Source organism: Microcystis sp. M53603_WE2, assembly GCF_030065435.1.
This window is the reverse complement of record NZ_JASJFF010000616.1, coordinates 1-7,664: the sequence shown is the minus strand read 5'-3', so window position 1 is coordinate 7,664 and position 7,664 is coordinate 1. Positions and strand designations below refer to the sequence as shown.

General features: G+C 40.0%; 5 protein-coding genes. 3 read left to right on the top strand and 2 right to left on the bottom strand.

Translation table 11 applies throughout. The features are described from left to right. Positions 1-388 precede the first annotated feature (388 nt). Positions 389-3,508 carry a TIGR03032 family protein gene (locus PX481_RS13130; protein ID WP_288094710.1) on the top strand — a complete coding sequence of 1,040 codons (3,120 nt, stop codon included), beginning with the start codon at positions 389-391 and terminating at the stop codon, positions 3,506-3,508. Positions 3,509-3,656: 148 nt separating this feature from the next. Here PX481_RS13130 and PX481_RS13125 read toward each other — a convergent pair whose 3' ends face one another. Next, entirely contained in the window at positions 3,657-4,538 is an 882-nt protein-coding gene (locus PX481_RS13125; protein WP_002762285.1) for a glutaminase, read from the bottom strand. A gap of 15 nt (positions 4,539-4,553) precedes the next feature. Here PX481_RS13125 and PX481_RS13120 point away from each other — a divergent pair, with 15 nt between their 5' ends. Next, on the top strand, positions 4,554-5,780 hold the full coding sequence (locus tag PX481_RS13120) for a molybdopterin molybdotransferase MoeA (RefSeq protein WP_288094709.1): 1,227 nt from the start codon (positions 4,554-4,556) through the stop codon (positions 5,778-5,780). 226 nt (positions 5,781-6,006) lie between these two features. Further along, positions 6,007-6,438 (top strand): PEP-CTERM sorting domain-containing protein, encoded by a 432-nt coding sequence (locus PX481_RS13115; protein ID WP_155120452.1) that lies wholly within the window; start codon positions 6,007-6,009, stop codon positions 6,436-6,438. Between the two features lie 64 nt (positions 6,439-6,502). Here the strand turns inward: PX481_RS13115 and PX481_RS13110 are convergent, their stop codons facing one another. Next, a complete protein-coding gene (locus tag PX481_RS13110; RefSeq protein ID WP_288094708.1) occupies positions 6,503-7,345 on the bottom strand; it encodes an Rpn family recombination-promoting nuclease/putative transposase in 843 nt (280 codons plus the stop codon). Positions 7,346-7,664 lie beyond the last annotated feature (319 nt).

Here is a 7,664-nt window from a genome sequence, read left to right as displayed (position 1 = left end):
CTTTTCTCGCTCCCACAGGTGCAAGATTTTGAGAGAATCGTCGTTCAAAACCTTGCGTCTTCATCGGCCCGCGTCCTGTAGGGGCGAAGCATTCGGACAATAACCTATCGGTGAAAAGGTAGATTTTCTATCCGAATGCTTCGCCCGTACTTATTCAGCAAACCCAAAATAATGATATTTTGATTATAAACGATCGCGCTCAAACAAAAACATAAATCGTAGTGGACTGACACACCTAATTTAGGTGTAGGGTGCGTATTTGCGGCCATCAATTCGGTCAAAAAACCAAAATTAACAATCCGCCGTAACGCACCACCTCTATCATTAAATTGGTGCGTTATGCTATCGCTAACACACCCTACTGGCTAATCTTTGTGTCTTTGTGGTTATGATGAATCAATCAACTCCCAATACTAATCAATCTATTCCCGTAGAGATAATTGCTTCCCGTAACTTCATCGATTGGTTAGAGTCTCAGCAGATTAGTCTGGCTTTTACTACCTATCAAAGTTCTCGACTGATGTTTTTAGGAGTTAACCCCCACAGGGGGATGTCGGGATTTGAGCGGATATTTGACCGCGCCATGGGTTTATATGCTACCCCAGAAAGGATTTATCTTAGTTCCCGCTATCAAATCTGGCAACTAGATAATGTGCTATTATCCGAACAACTTTATGATGGTTACGATAAACTTTATATCCCCCGCATTAGTTATACTACTGGGGATTTAGATATTCACGATTTGGCAATAGAAAATCTCTCTGAAAGAATTGTATTTATCAGTACGATGTTAAATTGTCTGGCGACAGTCAGCGATCGCCATAGTTGTATTCCCCTATGGAAACCATCGTTTATTTCCGCTTTAGTCAATGAAGATCGTTGTCATCTCAATGGTTTAGCTTTGGTAGATGGGAAGGCGCGTTATGTCACCGCTTGTAGTCAATCAGATGTGGTGGATGGGTGGAGAGACAGAAGACAAACTGGCGGTTGTGTCATTGATATTCAGTCTAATGAAGTGATTGCTACTGGTTTATCTATGCCTCATTCTCCCCGATTTTATCAGGGTAAGTTATGGTTATTAAATGCGGGTACGGGTTACTTTGGTTATATTGATCAAGACAAAGGCATTTTTGAGCCTGTTACTTTTTGTCCTGGTTTTCTGCGCGGTTTAGCATTTGTCGGAAATTATGCCATTGTTGGATTATCTAAAAATCGTGGGGTAGATAAGACTTTTTCGGGGTTAATCTTAGATGATAATTTAATGGCTAAAGAAGCAGACCCTCGCTGTGGTCTGCTAATTATTGATTTGAAAACAGGTGAAGTTGTTCACTGGATACGCTTAGAAGGTGAAGTGACTGAACTTTATGATATACAAGTCTTAGAAGGAGTTAAACGTCCCCAAGCTTTAGGATTCCAAAATGATGACATCAGTAAAATTATTACTCTTGATCCTATTTCTCCTTTAGTTGGAGGAAATCTAGCAAATAATCAGCCTGATACTTCCCCAGCAGATACCCTTTATCAGCAAGCATACACCTTGCAAAAACAGCTTAAGCTTGAAGAAGCGATCGCTCTCTATCAACAATTAATTAATCAACATCCTCAATATGCAGCTGCTTGGCATCAGTTGGGGGTAATCATGGATAGTTTAGGACAAATTGATCAAGCTATTTTGGCTTACAAGCAAGCTTTACTTATTAATCCTAATTATGCAGAAAGCCACAATAATTTAGGAATAATAGCAGTTAGCAAGGGAGATTTAGACGAGGCGATTATTTGCTTTAACCAAGCTATTCGTAGCAATCAAAACTATGCTTTTGCTGAGAATAATTTAGGTTTAGTCTTACAAATGCAGGATAAGTTAGGGGATGCTGTGGTCAATTTTCAAGAAGCAATCAGGAAAAACCCTAATTATCCAGAAGCACACTTTAATTTAGGAAATGTGTTACAACTACAGGGAAAAATTGAAGAAGCGATCGCTTATTTCCAAACAGCAATTAAGCTTAACCCTAAATACATTAAAGCTTACAATAGTTTAGCTTTAGCGTTAGGAAGACAGGACAAAGTAGAAGCAGCTATGAGCGTATTTAAGCAAGCTTTAGCCATTCAACCTAATTCCCCAGAGGCTTTTGCTTGCTTATTTTCTATGAAGGAAATGACTTGTAATTGGGAGACAAGAGAAGCTGATTTAATCCAACTTTGGCAATTAACCGAAAACCAGTTACAAGAGGGAAAATCTACCGCAGTAACTCCCTTTGATAGCTTATATAAACCTTGGTCTGCTAGTCAACAGTTGAAAGTAGCTTGTAACTATGCTCAAGAGATTAAAAGACAATTAGCCTTAGGGACTAAACCCCTCAACTTTAACCATTCCCGCACCCGATCTGGACGATTAAAAATAGGTTATTTATGCCATGATTTTCGTAATCATCCCACCAGTCATTTGATGCAAAGTGTGTTTGGTTTACATGATCGCAATAACTTTGAAATAATTGCCTATTCCTATGGTCCTGATGATGGTAGTGAGTATCGTCGTCGCATTGCTAATGATTGTGATCGCTTTTATGATATTGCTACTTTATCAATTACGGAGTCTGCACAACGGATTTTTGATGATGGGGTGCATATTTTAGTTGATTTGATGGGATATATTGATAAAGCGCGGACACAAATATTGGCTTTAAAACCTGCACCGATTCAAGTTAATTATTTGGTTTATCCGGGGACAATGGGAGCAGATTTTATCGACTATATTATTGGTGATGCCATAGTTACCCCACCGGAATTTCCTGATAATTTTACTGAAAAATTGGTAATTTTACCGGATAGTTATCAGGCTAATGATTATCAACAAATCATATCATCTAAACCTGTTACTCGTTCCCATTATGGTCTTCCTGAATCGGGTTTTGTCTTTTGTTGTTTCAACCATACCTATAAAATTGAGCCGCAAATATTCACTGTATGGATGGAAATTCTGGCAAATGTTCCAGGTAGTGTGTTATGGTTATTTTCGAGAGTAGCTGAAGCTGAAGCAAATCTACGTCGGGAAGCACAAGCGCGAGGAATTGAGGGCGATCGCTTAATTTTTGCCCATCTCGAACCTAAGCCGGAACATTTGGCGCGACATCAACTAGCTGATTTATTTCTTGATACTTTATACTATAATGCTCATACGACTGGAAGTGATGCTTTATGGGCAGGTTTACCGATTATAACTTGTCCAGGTGCAACTTTTCCTTCCCGTGTTGGTGCTAGTTTACTGACAGCTATGGGCCTACCTGAATTAATTACTAAGAATTTAGAGGAGTATAAAAATTTAGCGATTAATTTAGCAAAATCTCCTGATAAATTGCACGAAATTAAACAGAAACTAGCACAAAATCGTCTTACTTATCCGTTATTTGATACGCTTCGTTTTACCCGCAATTTAGAAAAAGCTTATCGGACAATGTGGGATATTTATGCTGCGGGAAAATCACCAGAGATGATCAGGATAGCCAATTGATCACTGGAATTATCAGGGTAAGCGCATCTTAACAATCCTTGACAAAATCAACTTTATCCCTCCCAGTTTTCACGGTACTTGGCCAGAAAAATCAGAAAAAGTATCGGCATTTTTTTGAGGAATTAAAGCTTATTTTCATAGATTAAATTTACTTGACAAAATGACTGATATATGTTAGTAAATTAAGTCCTAAAATTGAATTACCTTGCTCATTTAACAGAGGACTATAACAAGCGATCGCTCCCTGTTGCGGTACAATTGATAATAGGGCCCCACTAACTCCCGATTTAGTGGGAAACCCCACCTCAATAGCAAATTTTTCGGAAGCTTCATAGAGTCCACAATTAGTCATAATTTCTAGAATAATTTCGGCAAAAGAAGAAGCTAAAATTAACTTACCTAAATTAGCAAGATCGGCAATTTTTCCAGATAAACAACAGATTTGATTGTAGGTTTCTAGAGCTAAATAACGATGACTGATATAACCATTTTTTTCTAATTCTAAGCTTAAAGCTTGATTGTGAACATTAGGATAAGAGTGAACAGATTCAAGCACAGATCGATCTAAAAATAATTGACAATTACCCATTTCATTTAACCATAAAAGCAAATTTTCACAGCGAGATTCCGGGGTTTCTCCTGCTAATAAATCCGCCAATGCGATCGCACCACTATTAATCATAGGATTACGGGGAAAACCGCGATCCTCTTGCAGTTGAGTTAAGGAATTAAAAGGATAACTAGAAGCTTGTTTTCCCACGCGACGAAAAACAGCATCTTCCCCTAAATGGGTTAAAAGATATAATAACAAAAAAGGTTTAATCACACTCATCAAAGGAAAAGTTACAGTTTCATCTCCCCAAGACAAAATCTCCCCCTCAAGACAGTGAATCTGGAGAGCGAAAACCTCGGGATGAACTTGGTTCAAAACCGGTATATAATAGGGAGTCTGACCCTTCCTATCCGATAAATGCACTTCCCCGACCCAAGCTTGTATATCTTCCACCCTTAATCTAGCTAATCGGTTCATTTGTTTGTTTAATCCATGTACTCAGTCAAAGAAGCAGAATCTATAATTTTAACTCAAATTCAACCCCGACAAGAAACAGAAAAAGTTTCTCTAGAGGCAGCTTTTGGGCGCATTTTAGCCGAAGATATCAGCAGTGATTTAGACTTTCCCTATTGGGATAATTCTGCTATGGATGGCTATGCTGTCCGCTACGAAGATGTCAAAGACACTAATCCAGAAAATCCCGTTACTTTAAAGATTATCGCCGAAATTCCCGCCGGCAAAGTCCCCGAAAAAATTATTCAACCAGGAGAAACAGCCCGAATATTTACAGGAGCGATGTTACCCGCCGGCAGTGATACGATTATTATGCAGGAAAATACTCAAAAACAAGGGGAGCGAGTGGTGATTCTTATCCCTCCCGAAAAAATAGGTCTTTTCGTGCGTCAACGCGGCACATTCTATCAAGCGGGAAATACTTTATTAAAAGCTGGTCTTGCCATTAATTCCCCAGAAATAGCGGTTTTAGCCACGGCACAAGCTACCGAATTAACAGTTTTTTCCCGTCCCCAAGTGGCAATTTTCTCCACGGGAGATGAATTAATTAATCCCGATGAAACCCTCCAAAAAGGTCAAATTATTGACTCAAATCGCTACGCTTTAACCGCATTTGTCGCCAGTTTAGGGGCAATTCCCAGACCTTTAGGTATAATCAAAGATAATCCCGATCTTCTCAGAGAAACTATCAGAAAAGCCATTAATTCTAGTGCCATCGTCCTTTCCACCGGCGGTGTTTCCGTAGGAGATTACGATTATATCGAGGGAATTTTAGGGGAATTAGGGGGAAAAATTCTGATTGGCAGCGTTGCTATTCAACCGGGTAAACCCTTAACCTTCGCTACTTTTCCTAACGGTTGTATTTACTTTGGTATCCCCGGTAATCCCGTCTCTGCTTTAGTTTCCTGTTGGCGCTTCGTGCAAATGGCAATTAAAAAATTATCGGGATTGACAGATTATCAGAACAAATTTCTGCGAGTTGTCACCCGCGATACTCTCAAATCTCAGGGACAAAGAGAAGTTTATCTCTGGGGAAAAATAGAAATTATCGAGGGAGTTTATCAATTTCAACTTGCTCCCGGACAACACAATTCGGCTAATTTAATTAATTTAGCGGGTACTAATGCTTTAGCCATAATTCCCCAGGGTAAAACTACTATACAAGCGGGAGAAACAGTAGAAGTTATGACTGGACTTCCCCTTTGAGAGCCAGTTTCAGATGTTGGCAAGGGTTCTTTTTTTGACTTGATCTCCTTCTCGGTAAGAATCAGGTCGAAGGACAGCAGCAGGGGAATTACGGTTAGGAACTTTTTCTATAGACCCTAATTAGGGTTTGCGGCAAAAAGTTTTTCCTGGTGGCAGGGTGTGGGGTGTGGGGTTTTACCCATTTTCAGGTGGTCAATTACCTAATTTTCAGGGAAAAAGTGCCGGAATTTTCCCCCCAAGCACATGGACCGCCAGCAACATTGTGAGTGTCACCTTCAATTTTGGTAATGGGGCCCACGTTACCACCTTTAATCCTAATGGGGGTGATGGGTTGAGTAGTAGTATAGGAAGCTTTGTCACCAATGCCTTAGGACAATTAACCTCTGTTCCTTCTGATTGGATTGATTACTCTAATGTCAATGTCGTCTCAACCAATTCTACACAAACACCTAACGCATGGTTCGTGAATGGAGACAATGGCATTTACTTTACTAATGATTTGAACTACTCTGTCGATTTGACCAATGTATCAGGTAATATAGTTGCTGCTAACTGGACCATTCAAGGCACCCAGACACAGACAACCCCGGAACCAGGTACCCCTTTAGGCTTATTAGCGGTGGGTTCTCTGGGTTTATTGGCTCGCAAACGTCAATAAATGACCAATTCTATGGTAAGGAAGGTTTAAACGCCTTCCTTTTTGGTTAGGGGGCGATATAGTCTTATGTCCCTTTTTGCATAGCTCTAACCTGTTTAACCTCTAACTCTAAGGCGGATGCGACTTGCTCAACGCTTAACCCTAAGGCTAACAAACGAGGGACCGCCTCTAGTGCTTTGTTTAGTCTGCCTTGCTCAATGCCTTGCTCAATGCCTTGCTCAATGCCTTGCTCAATGCCTTCCTGACGCGCTTCCTCGCGCACATCTTGAAAATACTGAGTTTGTTTTAATTCATCTAAACTAAACATAGTTTCTATCTCCCGACGATTGAGAAGCGGTAACTTATAAACGAGAATCGTCTCTATTAATTGTAAGAGTTCTTGGGGTTTTTGGTCGGGGGTTAATTCTTCTCTCACTCTTTGGATTAATTTTCGGGTGCTATCAAGCGCTTTTGCTTTAGATAGGGTGATTAATTGCACTTTGGCTAAACCAATCGAAGTTTGAGGAATGTTTTCTAATTCATTCAGATAAATCCGTCTGACTCGCTCGCAGTTGAGGAGTTCCCGATAGCGTTGAACTTGATTGGTTTCTACTTGAGGGTTAGGATAGACAATCACACCCCGCCAATCATTGGTTAAGTCAGTTTTACTGAGATATAAGAAGATTTCGGTGAAAAAGCGCTGATAAAAAGCCTCATCTTCTTGAAATTGTACCTCACAGAAGTAGATGGGAGTCTGGGGGTTATTATTTTGAGGCAGAAAGACTCCATCGAGACGAAAGGAAAGTTGTTTGACTTCCACTGAGTCAAAGCGGTAGTTATTGGCTTCGCTGATAGGGAGTTGAATTAATTCAAAGAAGATAGAGGGGAATGATTGAAAGAGTTGATAAAAAATCGTGTCAGTTTTCATGCTTTTATTTCTGAACCTCCCCCCTAGGATTATACTAGCTATGGCTAAAAGTCTTACAGAGCCTGAGTTAAAATCTTCATAAGGGTTTTGTTAATTTTTTAGTATTTCTGTATGGAGCAAGTCCAGGAATACTGACTCCTAACCCTCAACCTTTTTCAGCCAGCCCTAATTAAGTAGGTGGGTGGAATTAAATATAAGATGAACGTAGGTTGGGTTGAAGCATGAAACCCAACGCCCGATTATGTTACGCTACCGCTAACCCATCCTACTGGACTGTTTCAGCTAAAATAGGGCAATAGATTTCGGCTTAAAGTCTTAG

Bases quoted from the DNA above. Each gene is read 5' to 3' on its own strand.
- PX481_RS13130 (WP_288094710.1), top strand. From the start codon at position 389: ATGATGAATCAATCAACTCCCAATACTAATCAATCTATTCCCGTAGAG.
- PX481_RS13125 (WP_002762285.1), bottom strand. From the start codon at position 4,538: ATGAACCGATTAGCTAGATTAAGGGTGGAAGATATACAAGCTTGGGTC.
- PX481_RS13120 (WP_288094709.1), top strand. From the start codon at position 4,554: ATGTACTCAGTCAAAGAAGCAGAATCTATAATTTTAACTCAAATTCAA.
- PX481_RS13110 (WP_288094708.1), bottom strand. From the start codon at position 7,345: ATGAAAACTGACACGATTTTTTATCAACTCTTTCAATCATTCCCCTCT.